The following is a 17,454-nucleotide window of genomic DNA, read 5'->3' on the forward strand; positions in this document are numbered from 1 at the left end:
AGTTAATGTTAAGTGTCGTGTTTTTTTAAAAATAGTTAACAATGCTATCCGAGTTTTTCAAGTGTGAATGCAAATGTAGTGCCTATCTGAAGGGTACTCCTCACAGAAATAATCTGTTGATGTGCTTCTAATATGTGCTTTACTATTGCCAGGCCAAGCCCCGTACCTCCTTCTTCCCTTGACCTGTGCGTATCAATTCTATAAAATCTCTCAAACAGACGGGGCAGGTGTTTTTCTTCTATTCCGATTCCGTCATCGGTTACTTCTATCAGGTACTGGTCATGCAGTTCGAAAATTTTTATGGCTGTTGATCCGTTCGTCCTGCCATATTTCAATGAGTTTTGTATCAGGTTGATCATTACCTGCCGGATTTTTTCCCTGTCTGCTCTTACATATGCCGGAGAAGTGTACTTCTCTTTGAACGACAGTTTTATATTTCTCACTCTGGCACTGTCTTCCAGGTTATCCATTACCTCTTTTGTCAGCAAAACAAAATCAAATTTTTGATAATTGATAGGGATCTCCCCCGATTCCAGTTTAGAAATAGAATCAAGATCATTGATCAGGTAGCTTAGCCGTTCTACATTTGTGGCGGCTTTCTTTAAGAATTTATTTGCCGTTTCCGGGTCATCAACCATGCATTCCTGTAAAGTATCAATGTATCCCTGTACTGCAAAAAGAGGTGTTTTGAACTCATGGGACACATTTGAAAGAAATTCACGTCTGAACTGTTCCTGTTTTTTTAATACATCGATCTCGCGTTTTTTTGCGCCAGCCCATTCTTTAACTTCCTGTTCGACATCATTGATCGGATCTGAGCTTACATATTCTCCCAAAGCATCTTTAAGGTCTTTACCCAATTTTAAATTATGAATCAGCTTATAAATGAGTACGATCTTGGAATAAATATATTTCTGCAGTAAATAATAGAAAACCACATAACTAATGGCAAAAGATACTCCAAAGGAGATCATCAGGTCATACCAGCTTTGTTGAAAATAAAAATTTACCAGACCAATCGCTATACCTACAGCAAGCGCTGCAATTAAAACCAATACACTTAATTTCATCCCTTGTAATTTTATCTTAAAGGTGCGGTCGTCAGGATGACTAATGCATCATAGAACAGGTAATAACGCCCTTAAACAAAGGCAATTTACAAGATATATTTTATATTACCGACTACAGGACCTGTTTTTCGGTAAGATATTTCCAATATCTTTTGGGTACATGCTGTACATGCAGTTTTGTGTTTTTACGTGACTGTATGTTGGTGCTCTTAAAGTAATCTTTCCACAGTGTTGCATATAATGCTTCTTTTTCAGAGCGCAAGTGCTCCGCAGGTTTATAAGCTGTTCTTATGGCTACTACATCCATATGGATTTCTTCCACCTTATTGAGATCGTAGAACAAGCCGTAATGTCGCTTTAGGTCGTAAATTATCCATTGCTGATCCGCATACCGGTTTTTAAAATGCTGCATGATCAGGGGTAGTACATTGAAATCAGGATCAATGCCGCAATAATACATCCCGTCCGCTGTTTGCTGAAACCGGATGAAAGCTTCCATGCGATGCTTTTCTCTTTCTACTTTCCTTGCCGTCTGGTCCACACTCAGCACAAAGGGATTTCCGTAGTTTGCTTCAGCGCCCGTGGGATTGGAAAAAATGTAGCAGGCAAATTCAAATAGACTGGTATAGGCCTCAGGGATTTCTGACAAAAAGGCGCAATAGGATTTGCGCATCCAACCTCTATCCAGCTTTTGCTGTAATCCTTTCCATACGCGGTCGGCTTTTTTTACGTCGTTGGACACCTCAAAAACAGGAGCAAAGGCATCTGGCTGATGTTCCCTTTTCAACTGGATCAATATTTTGCCCGGCTTCCGCTCAAACCATTCATAAACTGCGCAGAGCAGACTCTCCAGGCTTCCATCTATCAGGTAGATCATATTCAAAACAAAATTAGCTGCTGTGTACTGCTTTTTAAATACTTGCTTTGGCTCTCGGCCATGATAAAAGATTTGATCTGGGTGCCCTGATAGTCTTTCAACTGATAGGGCGTATCTGCACAAACTATAAAATGTTTGGCCCTGTTGTAAGCTACGCCAATCTTTTTCAGCTGGTCGATTCGTAACCTGCCAAATTTTCGGGCCTGTACGATTTTTAGTGCTGAAGTAACACCTATGCCCGGAACCCTGATAATCATCTTATAGGCAGCCACATTAATATCAACGGGAAACAACTGCAGGTTGCGCAATGCCCAGCTTAGCTTAGGATCCATATCGATATCCAGGGTAGGGTTGGCATCATTTAGCAATTCATTTACATCAAAGCCATAAAACCTCATCAGCCAATCTGTTTGATAAAGCCTATTTTCACGTATTAAGGGTGGCTGAGAACCTAATATGGGCATCCGGCTATCATTGCTTATAGGAATGTAGCCAGAATAATAGACCCGCTTTAATGAGAAATTCTTGTAAAATGCTGCCGCGGTATGCATGATATCCTTATCCGTTTCCGGCGTAGCTCCGATTACCATTTGTGTGCTTTGTCCAGCTGGTACGAATGTGGGAATACTTTTTATAAGCTTCTTTTCATCTTTGAACTGTACAATTCGCTTTTGTACATAGCCAAGTGGCTTAATTACATCGTCATGGCTTTTGTCGGGGGCCAGTAATTTTAAACCTGCTTGTGTAGGCATTTCTAGGTTAATACTCATCCTGTCGGCATAAAGGCCTGCTTCCATAATCAGTTCCTGACTCGCTCCAGGTATGGTCTTTAAGTGGATATATCCATTAAAACGTTCTTCCAGTCTTAATTTTTTAACCACTCTAAGCAGGCGTTCCATGGTAAAATCCGCATTTTTAAAAATCCCGGAACTTAAAAATAATCCTTCAATATAATTTCTCCTGTAAAAGTTCATGGTTAGCGATACCACCTCATCCACAGTAAAGGCCGCTCTTTCGATATCATTACTTTTGCGTGAAACGCAATAGGCGCAATCAAAAATACAATGATTTGTAAGCAGGATTTTCAGGAGGGAAACACAGCGCCCATCTTCCGTATAGGTATGACAAATTCCTGATGAATGGCTATCACCAAGGCCTTTATTGTCATTTTTTCTTGTCCCGCCGCCTGATGAGCACGATACATCGTATTTGGCGGCATCTGCCAGTATGTTCAGTTTTTCTCTAATTCGTTCAGCCACATTACTAAATTTGCTAACAAATATAGTATTTTAACTAAAATAATTAGTCAAATTATTGAAGTAAAAGCATTCCTTAAAGCGCTATATGGCACCCTTCCATTCGCGATAAAACTGATCAAGATAAGTGAGCATAAAATCGTGGCGTTGCGATGCTATTTTTTTTCCTGTATCAGTTTTCATCAGGTCTTTAAGCAGGAGCAGTTTTTCGTAAAAATGATTGATAGTCGGAGCTGTGGTGTTCTTATACTCTTCTTTCGTTTGATGGAGCTTAGGTGCAATTTCAGGATCATACAATACTCTATTCTTATATCCGCCATAAGTAAATGCCCTTGCGATGCCTATTGCGCCCATTGCATCCAGCCGATCAGCATCCTGAACGATATTAAGTTCTTTAGATTCGAAGGTAATGGTTCCCAGACTGGCCTTAAAGCTTAGGTTTCTGATGATTTGCTGTACATGATCAATAATCTCATCTTCCACTCCGATAGAGTTTAGGAATTCACTGGCCATCCGCGGACCAATCTCTTCATCACCATTATTAAATTTCGGATCAGCAATGTCGTGTAGTAAGGCTGCGAGCAATACGATTAACTCATCTCCTCTTTCGGACTCATTAATTTTTTTTGCATTGTTGTATACACGTGCAATATGAAACCAATCATGTCCGGCCTCGGCCCCGGCTAAAGTAGCTTTAACAAATGCTATTGTTTTATCTATGATTGGCATTGTGCTTAGTGGCGGGTTAAGGTCTGAATAAAGTCGGTGCTGTCAGCATCAAGAAGCTGCATTACCTCAATTTCAAGGATCGTCGAAATAGTAAATAGTCGCTCCAGTGTTATTTTGCTATAGCCCAATTCAATTTTGCTATAAGCATTCTGAGAAATGCCCAGTTTAGCAGCCAGGTAATCCTGGGTGTAATTCCTGACGTCCCTTACTTTCCTAATGTTGCCTGCTACGGTTTTCGCTTTTAGTGATGCCGCTTCTTTCATAAAACAATTATAGTTAAATTTCTCTAGCAGTATAAACGAATTAAAAAGAAATTTGGATCTGAGAATTTATTGTTCAAGTTCAGCGACCCTTCGGCTACCATCGTACAGTTCGTACTCAAGCATCCGGCAGTCGAGCTTGCCATTGTAAAATTCTATTTTACGCGTAGCTTTCAAACCTATTTTTTTCGCTAGGTCAGGATTTCCGGTGAATATATAACCGGAGTAACCTTTGCATTCCTGTTTCATAAAATCGCCCATGCGCTTATAGGTGGCTTCCAGTTTGGAATGGACACCGAGGCGCTCACCATATTCCGGATTGAAGATCACTACGCCTTTGCCGCCTTCGGGTACCTGCGTTTCCGCAAAATCACAGACTTCAAAAGTGATGAGTGTGTCCACACCTGCAGTTTTAGCATTTTTGCGGCTTACGTCAACCGCATCGTCAGAAATATCGGTGGCGATGATCTGCAGGTCCACATTTTTAACTACCTGGTCTTTCAGTATTCTTCGTTCTGCAAAAAATACCTGCTCGTCATAGCCTATGATGTGCATAAAACCATAATTCATCCTAAACAGGCCAGGCCTGCGATTGGTGGCAATCAGTGCTGCTTCAATGGCCAAAGTCCCGGAACCGCACATAGGATTTACGAAAGGAGATTTCTGGTCCCATTGGGTACTCAGCACTACTCCTGCGGCAAGGGCTTCCAGCATAGGTGCTTTGCCGGGAATTTTACGATATCCATGCTTGGCGAGGGTTTCCCCTGAAGTGTCAATAAATACATCGGCATCATTGTCTTTCCAATATAAATGGATTACCGCTTTATTGGCATCAGAGCCAGAATTTGGGCGGATGCCTTTTTTCTCTTTAATGCGGTCAACAATTGCATCTTTAACTTTTAAATTGGCAAACAGCGGCGTCGTAATGGTCGGGTTATCCACATTTGAAGTAACCGAGAAATAACCTGAAAAATCGATCAGGTCTTCCCATGGCATATCTACCATTTCGCGGTATAGTTCTTCAGGATTACCTGCTTTAAAGCTTTTAATGTTATATAAAATCTGACTGGCGCACCTTAAATTCAGGTTCAGCCTGATGCATTCAGATAAAGTGATGTTTAATTCAACACCAGTTGGAAATTCTCTGACGATCTCATAACCCAGAGCAGTAACTTCCTCTGCTAAATAAACCGAAAGACGCTTGTTGCAGGTTATGATAACCTTACTTTTTGTGTGGAAAACTTGCATAATTAATTCTACGAAGTTATCAATAAAAATATAGAGATTTGAACATCGTAGTAGAATAAAATAGTATTTGATATGGAATTAAAAGGAAAAGTGCATGAAATTGGTGCATTACAGCAGGTGAGTGAGACTTTTAAGAAACGCGACCTAATTATAGAGTATGCCGAAAACCCTACCTATCCTGAATACATCAGGTTTGAGGCTTTGCAAGATAAAACAGCATTATTTGACAGCTTAAAGCCGGGAGATGATGTAGAAGTTTCGTTCAATTTACGTGGTCGTCCATGGACCGATAAAGCAGGAAAGACATCATATTTTAACAGTTTGGTGGTATGGCGCATCAATGCACTTACAAATAGTGCAGCTGCGGTAGCTACTCCGGCATATGCCCCTCCTGCCGATCTAAGCAGCGCACCGGGCGAGGAAGATGACCTTCCTTTTTAAGATCTTTTTTAATAAACAAATTTCAACGTGATGCCACCCAGTTACAGGGGTGGCATTTTTTATGCATGTTGCTGACAAATCTGCTACAGCAAAATGCCTTTAAGATCAGCAGGCGAGTAATTAATAGATTTAAGTGTTTTGTTGTCATTCGTCCTATAAACCAAAAACAAAGATTCTTCTTCTTTATGGTAGGCATCACATTGTTGATTTTTTCTATAATGCCGTATGGTATCATTTGCTTCCTCCATTGATTTGCAGGCCTTGCTCATGTTTGAGCGGTGTACTTCATCAAAAAGCGTTTTAAATTTATCAGCCAAACCAAATTCCAGGATAGCGCCTGAAAGCACATATTGCAGGTCACACAAAGCATCAGCTATTTCTACCAAGTCATTGTCGTCAATGGCTTGTTTAAGTTCGTGCAGTTCCTCGGCAAGTAAGGAGACCCTGAGGTTACACCTGTCTCTTGAAGGGATAAGGGGGCTGTCTTGAATTGGATGTTTGAATGTTTTATGAAATTCGGCTACCTGGTTTAACGAATTTGTTTCTTGCATAAGATTGATCGGTTTGTTTAGATCAAAGATATAATTTCTACGGTTTTATCGTATACCCAAAGCTCCGATGCCGCCAGGTTCGCTATTCGGTATCTTCTTGAAGGGCCTTGCGGCCGAACCAGTTTACTAAAGCTTATATTCCAAATTGCCTAAGATGATGATCAATGTGCTTATAAAATAGGTTGTTCCATTGTTCTACGCTTAATTTTCCAAATGAATGCGATTCTTTGTCCTGAAAGGTATGTTTACCTTGTTTCTGGGTATGCTCCAGGTACGCAATCAATCGTTTCTTTTCTGTTTGGAATTCCCTTTCGTCAGTAATTAAAAATACGGGTGCGGTACGTATGCTTTTTGAGTAGGGCTTTTCACCGACTACCTGGTTTTTTGCGAGCATCGATATGATAAACTTCATAAACGCTCCGGGTTTAGGGTGCTTGTTATCATAGACCAATTCATACGCTACACAGCAATGTGCCAGCATTTGTGCTATATTCATTTTTCCCCATTGAGGTTGGCTTTCAGGGCTTAACTGCTCAATTCTTTGGATTACCTGATCAGTGACCTCTTTGCTAAAAATGTTTGGAAGTGCCATTAAATTTGATTTGCAATAAAAGTAAGTAAACTTATCTTTGGGTAGGCTAGATATTATAAACAAATTTATTTGTCAGAATTTATATTTTTGTGAATATGATTTTTAGAGTAGCGGAACTTTCAGATATCAAACAGATGCAGTTAGTGAGACATTTGGTGAAAGAAAATACTTTGAGCAATCCAGACCTTGTGCCTGATAAAGATGTGGCATATTACATTTCCGAGAAAGGAAAGGGATGGGTTTGTGAGGTGAACGGTCAGTTTGTAGGTTTTTCAATTATAGACCTGATGGGAAAGAATGTCTGGGCATTGTTTGTAGATCCTGAGTTTGCAGAAAAAGGGATTGGAAAGGAATTGCATCGACTAATGATGGATTGGTATTTTCAGCAAACTAAAGATAAAGTGGTTTTGGGAACAGCACCAAATACACGTGCAGAACTATTCTATTCTCTTCAAGGCTGGACTCAAGTCGGTAGTTATTCCTATGGAGAAACTAAATTTGAATTGAATTACCAAGGCTGGATTCATCGTTCTGGACAATATTAAATGTAGTCCCCTCTCATAAATTTCAGGTAACTTTTTAAATTCCTTCCAGCACCTTACCCGGTGATAATAAAATACGCGTCAGATTTATTATATGCTGAATGGCAAACAGGTGGCGAGAAGGGCGTACTGCAAAGCCGCCTACACTGCCGCAGCTGGCCAAACGGCAGGCAATGGTGTAGTAATTGGTAAAATCATACAAAAGGCGATAGGTGTAAGCCTACCGCCTTTTGTATGATTTTACCAAATTCTTATTTTGCACCACCGCCGAGGATCTCGGCAAGCTTAGTTTGGAGTTCTTCACCTCTTATGTTTTTAGCAATGATCTTTCCGGTAGGGTCAATCAGGTAGTTGGCGGGAATAGAGCGAATGCCATATTGAACAGCCACCTCGTTGCTCCATCCTTTTAGATCTGATAACTGAGTCCAGTTTAAACCATCTTTTTCAATAGCTTGCAACCAGGCCTCCTTTTTACCAGGATTATCTAACGAAACGCCCAAAACTGTGAAGTTCTTATCTTTATAAGTAGTGTAAGCTTTAACCACGTTAGGATTTTCTGCGCGGCATGGTCCACACCATGAAGCCCAGAAATCTACCAATACATACTTACCTTTAAAATCAGATAGTTTAACCGGTTTGTCATTCACATCATTTTGCGTGAAGTCCATCGCAAGCACACCAATCGCAGTTTTTTTACCAGCAGTCAATAATTGAGCAAGGGCAGTACCTGATTTAGTAGCTTTTAATTCAGGTGAAAGGGCATTGTAAGCCTTCTCTGTATCATTTGCTAAATTAGCGTCAGTTGCCAGTTGGTTAAGTGCTGACAAACTGATATAAGATTTTGGGTTGCTTTTAGCAAAATTCAATTGAATCGGTTTCAATTCTTCCATAGCCTTCATATAGCGATCTCCAAATTCCTTATTCTTCTCTTTTCTCTCCTCATCTGTAGCGAGTTTTGCATACTCTGCATTGATGGCGTCCATTCGGTCAGTAACTGGCTTGGTCAATGCTTTCAGTTTTTTGTCATCAGCGTTGATTACAGAACCGGTAATGGTTACTTTTTTTAAAGAGTCTGCCGCTGCTAGTTTAATTGCAACAGGCTCAAGATATAAAGTTGTTGCATCCAGAATCTCTCCCTTTTCGGGACGGTTTACATAGGGATTCTTATTTAAGAACAGATTACCTCTTGCCGGATCGGCCAATGTGCCTTTAAAAGCAAAGGTTCCATTTGTTACCGTGGCCGAGTCTGTAATTGTGTTTCCATCAGCCTGATAGATAAGGTAAACCTTATCTCCTGTTTTCAATCCTTTGATATCACCATTGATACTGAAGGGTTTTTGCGCCAAAACTGCCAGCGGCAATAAAGCCATAGCAGATAATACTAATTTTTTCATCGAATAATTTTGTTTTTTTAAGGGGTTAGTTGTTCCTTTTTTCAAAGATATGTTAATCGTAATGTGTTAACGTAAAATGCATTGTAAAATTATAGTAGTTTTTGATAGGTACGCCACCAGAGGTCAGGCATTTCCCCGTTTACCGCGGCAGTGTAATCGTCATATCTGCAGGGAACCAGATGAAAACGCTCATTTCCAGATATACCTGTAGGATAAGGTACCTGCATCCACCATCGATCGGATTTCTTACTTTTCACAAAGAATAATTCACCCTTGCCATCAGTAAGAGTGGCCCGGTAGATGAGGTATTGTGATTTTGGTGTAAGTGGAAAATCTTTTTTACGGTTGTAATAGCCATCGATAAAATACCATACCATTTGCGCCAGCAGCATGGCGGTCTGTCCGTTGCTGTCAAAGGCAGGATTGAATTCATAAAAGCCAATGGAAGTAAGTTTATCACTCATTCCTGCATAACGAGTGATTCGGCAGGCTTGTTCGCCATAAAAGCCATTGGGGCTTGCATTGGCATTAGCAGCGGCATCTGATGAACGGATGGCCCCTATGTCGAAGCTGATCATACTGGCATTGCGTATGATCGGCTCGGTCAGCGTAATGTCATCTGAGAATTCACCCAGGCGGTGTACATCAAAGTACAATTTGCCCATTACCTTGAGGCTTTCCTGGTTCACAAAATAAGTCTGATACCCAATATTGCTGAAGTTGAAGAGGTAATTTGGCTGATGAAGCAATATTTTGTTAAGATAAGTATCAGATTTGGCCGCCAATCCTTCTTCATCCTCTTCATCCAGGTCAAACTTGCTGTCTACTACCACAAGATCGACTTTTTGCTCGAGCGGTTCATAAGCAAGATACTGGGCATAGGTCAGATCCTGACCACCGCCAATGATAATCGGCAGGATGTTTAACCTGATCAGTTCTGCTACTACCATTTTTACGGCCACATATGTATCAGATATGGCAGCACCCGCTTTAATGTCGCCCAGATCTACAATCTTACTAGGAGCGATTCCTTCATTTAGCGTATAAAACTGCTTACGAAAATACTCCGGTGCCAGTGCGCATCCCTCATTATTTACCGCAGCACGGTCATCCTGCACACCAATAATGGCGATATCAAATGAATTTTCTGTCAGCTCAGGAAAATTATCTACAAAAAAAGTCGTCTTTAAACCCAACTGACTGGTGAAAAATCCCGCTTTTGGTGTAAATTTGCTAATACTTAAGGGTGAAAAAAAATCTGATAAGGACATAAAGCAATAAATGTATGGCATCAAATATCTATTTTTGAGCGCATATTTTAATGAACAGCCTAAAAAAAGTGAAATGATATTAGTTACCGGTGCTACTGGGTTTTTAGGAGCAGAATTGATACATCAGCTGACAGGGCAGGGTATGGCAGTAAGGGCACTGAAGCGTGGGAGTTCTGTAATTCCTGCTTTAATTAAAGAAAACGCCCTTGTAGAGTGGTTTAGTGCCGATATAAATGAGATCTCTGCTCTTGAAGATGCTTTTGAGGACATAGACCGGGTATATCATTGTGCCGCGCTGGTTTCTTTTGATCCGGCCGACAAAGCAAAACTACTGAAGATTAATATCGAAGGGACGAGTAATATTGTCAACCTTTGTGCAGCAAACAATGCCAGACTGTTGCATGTAAGCTCCGTTGCCGCACTGGGCAATGCCAAAAAAGGAGAGCTGATCACTGAGAAAGATTTTTGGGAATATGATTCTAGTGTACATTCGTATGCCATTTCTAAATATGAAGGCGAGATGGAGGTATGGCGGGGAATAGCGGAGGGATTGGATGCAGTAATCGTAAATCCTTCTGTAATTATTGGTGCGGCTGCGGGATTTGAAGGAAGCGGTGCTATCTTTAAACTAGTGAAAGATGGCCTTTCTTTTTATACAAAAGGGGCAACAGGATTGGTGGATGTCGAGGATGTTGCCAAAAGTATGATTGCCTTGATGAACAGTAAGGAAACTGCTGAGAGATATACCATCTCTGCAGAAAACTGCCATTATCAGCAGTTCTTTGCAGAAATCGCCAAAGGATTTGGTGTCAGGTCCCCAGCCAGGGAAGCCAAAGCCTGGATGCTGGGCATTGCCTGGAGGATGGCCCGCTTTGCTTCCATGTTTACAGGCAAGCCCGCGGCGCTGACCAGTGATGCGGCAAAAAGCAGCCTCAACGAAAGCTTATACAGTAACGAAAAGATAAAAAATACTATAGGAATACAATTTAAACCGCTTAAGCAAAGTATTGAAGAAGTTTGCCGGGGGTTAAACGCATTATAAAATGAAGCAAAAGAACATTTACATCATCGACTTTGACAGCACCTTTACCCAGGTTGAGGCACTGGATGAACTGGCCCGGATCTCTCTTAAAAAGCACCCCGAGAAGGAAGCTATCTTTAAAAAGATTGAAGACTATACCAACCTTGCGATGGAAGGCAAGCTCTCTTTTGGAGAAAGCCTTGCACAAAGGGTAAAGCTGCTCGAAGCTACTGAGGATCATCTGAAGCAGCTGATCACCAGGCTGAAGAAAAAGGTATCGGCCTCATTCTCCCGCAATGCGGAATTCTTTAAGAAACATGCGGATGAGGTGCTGATCGTTTCGGGCGGTTTTAAGGAATTCATCACTCCTGTTGTGAGCCAATATTATATTAAAAAAGAAAATATTTATGCCAATACTTTTGTGACCACAGGTGACGGCAAGATCATAGACTATGACCATGCCAACCCTTTGAGTGAGGAAGGAGGTAAGGTGAAGCTAATGCAGCAGCTAAACCTGGAAGGTAATCTTTATGGTATTGGGGACGGCTATTCCGATTTCCAACTAAGGGAAAGTGGACTGATCAAAAAGTTCTATGCCTTTACGGAAAATATTTCGAGAGAGAGTATCGTAAAAAAGGCCGACCATGTAACCCCTAGTTTTGATGAATTTCTCTATGTAAATGACTTACCAAGGGCGATTTCGTATCCTAAAAACCGGATCTTATGTCTTGTGATAGGTGATGCACCCGCACAGGGCATAGAGCAACTTAAAAAGGATGGTTTTTCTATCCGTCATAAGGAGTCTTTTGAAGAAAAGTATGTAGCAGATGTGCATATGATGCTGCTGGCTGATGGCGAGAAACTGGATGTCAATGACCTGAAGCGTGCGGTGAAGCTAAAAACGATTGGCTATCTGGGTAGTACCAAGGGTAAAATTGATATTCCGACCTGTACCGAACAGGGTATCGTGGTATTTGAAGATGTAAAGCACAATCCGAGGAACATAGATTTTATCCCCAAAAGGATGATAGATTTTATGAATACCGGGACTACTTACCTAAGTGCCAATTTCCCGAACCTGCAATTGCCAAGGATAGAAAAATCACACAGACTGATCCATATCCATAAGAATGTGCCCGGAATTATGGCCAAGGTAAATACGATATTTGCCAAGCATGACATCAATATTGTCGGGCAGTTTTTGATGACCAATCCGAGCATCGGTTATGTAATTACAGACATTAATGCCCAGTACGATAAGCAGTTGTTCAAGTCTTTAAAGAAAATAGAGTATACAATAAAGTTTCGCGTTTTGTATTAACGTTAGAGTTTGGTTACTTACATTTGTTGGTAACTAACTTACATAATGGAATTAACACCACAAATAATTGCAAAGCTCGATCAGCTGCAAGAAAAATATTCGGCTATGGGCCAGGATATGTCTGCCTATCTGGACGGATTGTTGTATGCCGATTTCTTGACTTACTGGGATTATATTCATCTGGATACGCTGTTAAGCCTGCAAAGTCCGAAAACTTCTTTTCCTGACGAAGAGATATTTATCATGTACCATCAGATTACGGAGCTGTACTTTAAGCTGGCGCTGCATGAGTTTACGCAGCTGGCAGCGCAGCCGGCACTGACTGCCGCATTTTTTACCAGTCGCGTAAAGCGCATCAATGCGTATTTTAATGCACTCACTACTTCATTTGAAGTAATGGTAAACGGGATGGAAAAAGGACAGTTCCTGAAGTTCAGGATGTCCCTTTTGCCGGCAAGTGGTTTCCAGTCCGGACAATATCGGATGATTGAGATCTGCGCCGCAGATTTTCTGCAATTGGTGGACAAAAGTAAAAGAACCGAACTGGCCCATGCCACACTTGAAGAGCAGTTTGAATTCATTTACTGGAAATTTGGCGCTACTGAACTGGCCAGCGGCAAGCAAACCCTCACGCTAAAACAATTCATTAATAAATATTCTGCACAATTCCTGCAACTGGCAAGAGACAGGAAGGAAAGCAATTTTGCCGCACTTTATCATAAGCTGCAGGCCGAAGGAGAAGATGTTTCGGCCCTCGCTGAAGAATTGAGAAGACTGGATCTTTTTGTCAATGTAGAATGGCCTTTATCTCACTATAAGTCGGCTGTAAGGTACCTGGAAAGAGATCCTGTAGATATTGCGGCTACAGGGGGAACCAACTGGCAAAAATACCTTCCCCCACGTTTTCAGAAAAGAATATTCTATCCTTTTTTATGGACTGCCGAACAAATGGAAGAATGGGGCAAGGGCTGGGTGCTTGGCGTATTAAAGAGCATTAGGGAAGAATAGATAATTTTAGTTAAATTTGCCAAAGAAATATTAATCATCATGAACGAGACACTAGATATAGCTATCACTAGAGCTGATCAAAGCAGATTAACGGTAACTGATTTTTCGCAATTACCCTTCGGGAAAGTATTTTCCGATCACATGTTCCTTGCCGATTATAACAACGGGGAGTGGACGAACCTGCGGGTGATTCCTTATGGTCCTGTCCCTATGAGCCCGGCCATTTCTGCCCTGCATTACGGACAGGCAATTTTTGAAGGTATGAAAGCATATCGTCAGGTGGGGGGTAAAATAAGTGTCTTCAGGCCTGAAAAAAACTGGGAAAGATTTAATAAGTCTGCATACCGTATGTCCATGGCAGCAATTCCTCAGGATATTTTTATGCAGGGTATAGCTGCACTCCTGGAAATAGATGAAAAATGGATCCCTTCGCAGGAAGGTTATTCCCTGTATATCCGTCCTGTGATGTATGCAACTGATCCATACCTGGGTGTAAGGGCTTCAGACTCCTATACTTTTGCATTGCTGACCACTCCTACAGGCCCTTATTACAGCAAGGCCCTAAGGGTAAAAATTGAAACAGAATATACACGTGCTGATGATGGTGGGGTTGGTTATGCTAAAACAGCCGGTAATTATGCCCGTTCATTATATCCTTTTGCGGAAGCCATGAAAGATGGTTTTGACCAGTTGATCTGGACAGATGCCGCCACCCATGAGTTTATTGAGGAGGCGGGGACTGCCAACCTGATCTTTGTAATAGACGGTAAACTGGTGACTCCTTCTGTAAGAAGTACCGTACTGGACGGCGTAACGCGCGATACCATCATCAAGCTTGCAAAAGAAGCAGGTATTGAAGTGGAAGAAAGGCGTGTGAGTGTGAAAGAGGTAATAGAAGGAATAGAAAATGGCAGACTGACGGATGCTTTTGCTGCAGGAACAGCAGCCACTGTAACCCCAATTGGAGAAATCGGCTATGAAGGTAAACTATATACTTTACCTGATGCTTCTACCCGTACTGTTTCTGCAGGAATTGCCAAAACGCTTAACGATATCCGTTACGGCGTGATCCCTGACGAATTTGGATGGAACTGGATTGTATAGTTTAAGATAAGATAAGGCGCCTCAGGCGCCTTTTTTATGAGTTAATTTCCTGTCTTTAATTTATGAGCATTTAATTTATCATTACGTTCACTCATTATTACTTTCGGTTCACGAATCAAAACACCCCTTTCATAAGATTGGCACAAAAGGATTGAAAAAACTATCTAGATTTGGAGGAAATTTTAAATCAATCCTGTATGAAATCATTAAAACTATTAACAGTCCTATGCTTGGTAATCCTGGGCTGCAGCACAATTTTTTATTCCTAAAAAAAAGAAGCTGGTCCGCAGGGAGAACAAGGTGAAATTGGCTTGCCTGGTCCGGCGGGCAGTACTGCCTTCAGGATGGTAGTATGCCAAGGCCTTTAGTGACACTACGGCCGATAATTCTAATAGTGTGGCGCTGTCAACATTGTTGCAGTACCGTTATGTAGTCATTCCGGGAGGTAACCAGTTCTCCAATCTCCCCATGCAAGACCTGAAAATTATGAGCTCATGACAATACATTTAAGGTACCTGACTAGCTTATAATTAAGCTCTGATAAAGGCTGCTGGAGAAATTTAACTCTTCTGCAGCCTTTTTTCTTGTAAGGCTAATCAAATAATCTTACTTTTCGGTCATGAAAAAAACTGTACTTTTTTGTCTATCCCTTGTATTATATACGGGTGTGGTTCAGGCTCAGCAAAAAAAACTGACCTTGCAGCAAATATATGAAGGGCAGCCTTCATTAACCAGGTCTTTGAATACAATTGTTGGCTGGAGTGATAATAATAACTATATAGAAGTTGACGGAGCAGATAGAAAATTATACGCAGTAGACGTAAAGTCGGGTGCAAAATCACCCTATACGCCTCCACCAAAAAGTAATGTGAGCCTGTTTATGAGAGACAGTGAAATTTACATTCAATATGGCAAGGATGATGCAAAGCGACTGACCAATAACAAGGATGAAGAGAAAAACCCTACGCTTTCGCCCGATGGTAAGTACGCCGCTTTTACACGCAACAATGATCTGTATGCAGTGGAAGTAAGTACAGGTAAGGAGATCAGGTATACTACTGATGGCACTGATGTGATTTATAACGGATGGTCTTCCTGGGTTTATTACGAAGAGATCCTGGGCAGGGCTACCAATTACAAAGCTTTTTGGTGGTCGCCGGACAGCAAGCATCTGGCATTTATGCATTTTGATGATACAAAAGTCCCTATGTTTCCTATCAACGGTTCTACAGGACAGCATGGATATACTGAAAAAACGCGCTATCCTAAAGCAGGTGATCCCAATCCGGAAGTAAAAGTGGGCTTTGTGCCTACCACAGGCGGGCGAGTAATCTGGGCAGATTTCAATGAAAAGGATGACCAGTATTTTGGAACTCCTTACTGGAGCTTTGATGGCAGCAACCTGATGGTGCAGTGGGTAAACCGCGGGCAGGACAACCTGAAGTTCTATTCTGTAAATCCGCTATCGGGAGAAAAAAAGCAGATCTATGACGAAAAGCAGCCTTCATGGGTGGACTTAGACCATGATGGGCGTATTGCATATCTGAAAGACAATAAACACTATATCCTTAAAAGCGATAAAACGGGCTGGGCGCACTATTACCTGTACAAACTGGATGGTACTTTGCTCAATCCGGTCACCAGTGGAAAATGGCAGGTGACTAACCTGGAGTATGTAGATGAAAAAAATAAGGTAATCTACTTTACTGCACGTAAGGAAGCATCTACCAGAACTGATTTTTACAGTGTGGGCTATAATGGTAAAAATCTGAAACGCCTGACTTTTGGTGATTACAATCATCAAGTCATGATTTCTGAAGGGGGGTCTTATTTCATTACCACCTATTCCAATGTTACTACACCACCAAAGCGCACGCTTTTAAACAATAAAGGCACGATAATCAAAGAGCTTGGCGATAGCAAATCAGCTGATTTCGGTCAGTACAGCTTTGGTAAAACGGAGATGATCGCCATTCCGACTGATGATGGCTATAACCTGCCAGCTGTGATTACGTATCCAACGGATTTTGACCAGAACAAAAAGTATCCGGTAGTAATGAGTATTTACGGAGGGCCGAATGCAGGTTCGGTCAATAATTCATGGAAAGGCATTGGCGGTCAGTGGTGGGCCAGTGAGGGTATTATACAGATTGCGGTAGACCACCGTGCTTCAGGCCAGTTTGGTAAAGAGGGTGTTGCTTTGATGCACCGCAACCTGGGCGAATGGGAAATGAAAGATTATACTACTGCTGCCCGCTGGCTGAAGGCGAAAAGCTGGGTAGACAATAAAAAGCTTTTGATTACCGGGCATAGCTATGGAGGGTATATGACCTGTCTGGCGCTAACTATGGGTGCAGACGATTTTGATTTTGGTTATGCAGGTGCACCCGTTACAAGCTGGGAATTATACGATACCAATTATACCGAGCGCTTTATGGACACCCCTCAGGAAAATCCGGAAGGATATAAAAAGGCCTCAGTTTTAAGTTATGTAGACAATTACAAAGGGCTATTGAGGATCATGCACGGAGATATGGACGACAATGTGCATATACAAAATACCATCCAACTGGTGGATAAACTGCAAAATGCAAACAAACATTTCGAGCTGATGATTTATCCCGGTGGCCGACATGGATGGGGCGGTCCGAAAACACCTCATGATATGGCCGAACGCTTTAGGTTTTACTACCAGAACCTGCTGAACAAGCCTGTACCGGCCGAGATCACTAATATGAGAGTTCTTCAAACTTCCACACGCAAATAATT

Annotated in this window: 18 protein-coding genes; 8 read left to right on the forward strand and 10 right to left on the reverse strand. The window is 41.6% G+C overall.

The features are described 5' to 3' along the window. Nucleotides 1–44: 44 nt before the first annotated feature. The 6 genes from EZ437_RS05095 to EZ437_RS05120 all read right to left on the reverse strand — a co-directional run bounded on the left by EZ437_RS05095 (nt 45) and on the right by EZ437_RS05120 (nt 5,440). Nucleotides 45–1,070, reverse strand: coding sequence for a sensor histidine kinase (locus tag EZ437_RS05095; RefSeq protein WP_131593876.1), 1,026 nt, complete (start codon nt 1,068–1,070; stop codon nt 45–47). A gap of 112 nt (nt 1,071–1,182) precedes the next feature. Next, nucleotides 1,183–1,947, reverse strand: a complete 765-nt coding sequence (locus tag EZ437_RS05100; RefSeq protein ID WP_131593878.1) for a TIGR03915 family putative DNA repair protein — start codon at nt 1,945–1,947, stop codon at nt 1,183–1,185. 2 nt (nt 1,948–1,949) lie between these two features. Beyond that, complete coding sequence (locus EZ437_RS05105) at nt 1,950–3,206, reverse strand: putative DNA modification/repair radical SAM protein (RefSeq protein WP_131593880.1); 1,257 nt, start codon at nt 3,204–3,206, stop codon at nt 1,950–1,952. Between the two features lie 81 nt (nt 3,207–3,287). After that, complete coding sequence (locus EZ437_RS05110) at nt 3,288–3,932, reverse strand: HD domain-containing protein (RefSeq protein WP_131593882.1); 645 nt, start codon at nt 3,930–3,932, stop codon at nt 3,288–3,290. 5 nt (nt 3,933–3,937) lie between these two features. Continuing rightward, entirely contained in the window at nt 3,938–4,195 is a 258-nt protein-coding gene (locus EZ437_RS05115; RefSeq protein ID WP_131593884.1) for a helix-turn-helix domain-containing protein, read from the reverse strand. A 66-nt stretch (nt 4,196–4,261) separates the two neighbouring features. Continuing rightward, on the reverse strand, nt 4,262–5,440 hold the full coding sequence (locus EZ437_RS05120; RefSeq protein ID WP_131593886.1) for a THUMP domain-containing class I SAM-dependent RNA methyltransferase: 1,179 nt from the start codon (nt 5,438–5,440) through the stop codon (nt 4,262–4,264). A gap of 72 nt (nt 5,441–5,512) precedes the next feature. Here EZ437_RS05120 and EZ437_RS05125 point away from each other — a divergent pair, with 72 nt between their 5' ends. Then, entirely contained in the window at nt 5,513–5,881 is a 369-nt protein-coding gene (locus EZ437_RS05125) for a DUF3127 domain-containing protein (protein WP_131593888.1), read from the forward strand. Between the two features lie 83 nt (nt 5,882–5,964). On the opposite strand, the gene EZ437_RS05130 is transcribed toward EZ437_RS05125, so the two are convergent. Then, entirely contained in the window at nt 5,965–6,432 is a 468-nt protein-coding gene (locus EZ437_RS05130; RefSeq protein WP_131593890.1) for a pyrophosphohydrolase domain-containing protein, read from the reverse strand. A 133-nt stretch (nt 6,433–6,565) separates the two neighbouring features. Next, nucleotides 6,566–7,024: a DUF1569 domain-containing protein gene (locus tag EZ437_RS05135; protein ID WP_131593892.1), complete on the reverse strand. Its 459-nt coding sequence runs from the start codon at nt 7,022–7,024 to the stop codon at nt 6,566–6,568. Nucleotides 7,025–7,158: 134 nt separating this feature from the next. On the opposite strand from EZ437_RS05135, the gene EZ437_RS05140 reads away from it, so the two are divergent. Continuing rightward, the gene (locus EZ437_RS05140) at nt 7,159–7,569 is read left to right on the forward strand and encodes a GNAT family N-acetyltransferase (RefSeq protein ID WP_225869494.1); all 411 of its coding nucleotides are present in this window, start codon (nt 7,159–7,161) and stop codon (nt 7,567–7,569) included. Nucleotides 7,570–7,660: 91 nt separating this feature from the next. Then, nucleotides 7,661–7,804, forward strand: a complete 144-nt coding sequence (locus EZ437_RS21515) for a hypothetical protein (protein ID WP_165500344.1) — start codon at nt 7,661–7,663, stop codon at nt 7,802–7,804. Nucleotides 7,805–7,817: 13 nt separating this feature from the next. Here EZ437_RS21515 and EZ437_RS05145 read toward each other — a convergent pair whose 3' ends face one another. Next, nucleotides 7,818–8,960, reverse strand: a complete 1,143-nt coding sequence (locus EZ437_RS05145) for a TlpA disulfide reductase family protein (protein ID WP_131593897.1) — start codon at nt 8,958–8,960, stop codon at nt 7,818–7,820. 89 nt (nt 8,961–9,049) lie between these two features. After that, nucleotides 9,050–10,231, reverse strand: a complete 1,182-nt coding sequence (locus EZ437_RS05150; protein WP_131593899.1) for a formimidoylglutamase — start codon at nt 10,229–10,231, stop codon at nt 9,050–9,052. A 73-nt stretch (nt 10,232–10,304) separates the two neighbouring features. Between EZ437_RS05150 and EZ437_RS05155 the strand changes: the two genes are divergently transcribed. The 5 genes from EZ437_RS05155 to EZ437_RS05175 all read left to right on the forward strand — a co-directional run bounded on the left by EZ437_RS05155 (nt 10,305) and on the right by EZ437_RS05175 (nt 17,452). Then, nucleotides 10,305–11,273, forward strand: coding sequence for an NAD-dependent epimerase/dehydratase family protein (locus EZ437_RS05155; protein ID WP_131593901.1), 969 nt, complete (start codon nt 10,305–10,307; stop codon nt 11,271–11,273). A 1-nt stretch (nt 11,274) separates the two neighbouring features. Continuing rightward, the gene (locus EZ437_RS05160) at nt 11,275–12,573 is read left to right on the forward strand and encodes an HAD-IB family phosphatase (RefSeq protein ID WP_131593903.1); all 1,299 of its coding nucleotides are present in this window, start codon (nt 11,275–11,277) and stop codon (nt 12,571–12,573) included. 45 nt (nt 12,574–12,618) lie between these two features. Continuing rightward, nucleotides 12,619–13,581, forward strand: coding sequence for a tryptophan 2,3-dioxygenase family protein (locus EZ437_RS05165; protein ID WP_131593905.1), 963 nt, complete (start codon nt 12,619–12,621; stop codon nt 13,579–13,581). A gap of 39 nt (nt 13,582–13,620) precedes the next feature. After that, nucleotides 13,621–14,685 carry a branched-chain amino acid aminotransferase gene (locus EZ437_RS05170; protein ID WP_131593907.1) on the forward strand — a complete coding sequence of 355 codons (1,065 nt, stop codon included), beginning with the start codon at nt 13,621–13,623 and terminating at the stop codon, nt 14,683–14,685. A gap of 619 nt (nt 14,686–15,304) precedes the next feature. Next, nucleotides 15,305–17,452 carry a S9 family peptidase gene (locus tag EZ437_RS05175; protein WP_131593909.1) on the forward strand — a complete coding sequence of 716 codons (2,148 nt, stop codon included), beginning with the start codon at nt 15,305–15,307 and terminating at the stop codon, nt 17,450–17,452. The last annotated feature ends 2 nt before the right edge of the window (nt 17,453–17,454 follow it).

Origin of the sequence: Pedobacter psychroterrae, from assembly GCF_004331695.1 — a bacterium.
Taxonomy (GTDB): Bacteria; Bacteroidota; Bacteroidia; order Sphingobacteriales; family Sphingobacteriaceae; genus Pedobacter; species Pedobacter psychroterrae.

Bases quoted from the DNA above. Each gene is read 5' to 3' on its own strand.
- EZ437_RS05150 (WP_131593899.1), bottom strand. From the start codon at position 10,231: ATGTCCTTATCAGATTTTTTTTCACCCTTAAGTATTAGCAAATTTACA.
- EZ437_RS05140 (WP_225869494.1), top strand. From the start codon at position 7,159: ATGCAGTTAGTGAGACATTTGGTGAAAGAAAATACTTTGAGCAATCCA.
- EZ437_RS05155 (WP_131593901.1), top strand. From the start codon at position 10,305: ATGATATTAGTTACCGGTGCTACTGGGTTTTTAGGAGCAGAATTGATA.
- EZ437_RS05130 (WP_131593890.1), bottom strand. From the start codon at position 6,432: ATGCAAGAAACAAATTCGTTAAACCAGGTAGCCGAATTTCATAAAACA.
- EZ437_RS05110 (WP_131593882.1), bottom strand. From the start codon at position 3,932: ATGCCAATCATAGATAAAACAATAGCATTTGTTAAAGCTACTTTAGCC.
- EZ437_RS05145 (WP_131593897.1), bottom strand. From the start codon at position 8,960: ATGAAAAAATTAGTATTATCTGCTATGGCTTTATTGCCGCTGGCAGTT.
- EZ437_RS05115 (WP_131593884.1), bottom strand. From the start codon at position 4,195: ATGAAAGAAGCGGCATCACTAAAAGCGAAAACCGTAGCAGGCAACATT.
- EZ437_RS05095 (WP_131593876.1), bottom strand. From the start codon at position 1,070: ATGAAATTAAGTGTATTGGTTTTAATTGCAGCGCTTGCTGTAGGTATA.
- EZ437_RS05160 (WP_131593903.1), top strand. From the start codon at position 11,275: ATGAAGCAAAAGAACATTTACATCATCGACTTTGACAGCACCTTTACC.
- EZ437_RS05100 (WP_131593878.1), bottom strand. From the start codon at position 1,947: ATGATCTACCTGATAGATGGAAGCCTGGAGAGTCTGCTCTGCGCAGTT.
- EZ437_RS05165 (WP_131593905.1), top strand. From the start codon at position 12,619: ATGGAATTAACACCACAAATAATTGCAAAGCTCGATCAGCTGCAAGAA.
- EZ437_RS05170 (WP_131593907.1), top strand. From the start codon at position 13,621: ATGAACGAGACACTAGATATAGCTATCACTAGAGCTGATCAAAGCAGA.
- EZ437_RS05125 (WP_131593888.1), top strand. From the start codon at position 5,513: ATGGAATTAAAAGGAAAAGTGCATGAAATTGGTGCATTACAGCAGGTG.
- EZ437_RS05120 (WP_131593886.1), bottom strand. From the start codon at position 5,440: ATGCAAGTTTTCCACACAAAAAGTAAGGTTATCATAACCTGCAACAAG.
- EZ437_RS21515 (WP_165500344.1), top strand. From the start codon at position 7,661: ATGCTGAATGGCAAACAGGTGGCGAGAAGGGCGTACTGCAAAGCCGCC.
- EZ437_RS05175 (WP_131593909.1), top strand. From the start codon at position 15,305: ATGAAAAAAACTGTACTTTTTTGTCTATCCCTTGTATTATATACGGGT.
- EZ437_RS05135 (WP_131593892.1), bottom strand. From the start codon at position 7,024: ATGGCACTTCCAAACATTTTTAGCAAAGAGGTCACTGATCAGGTAATC.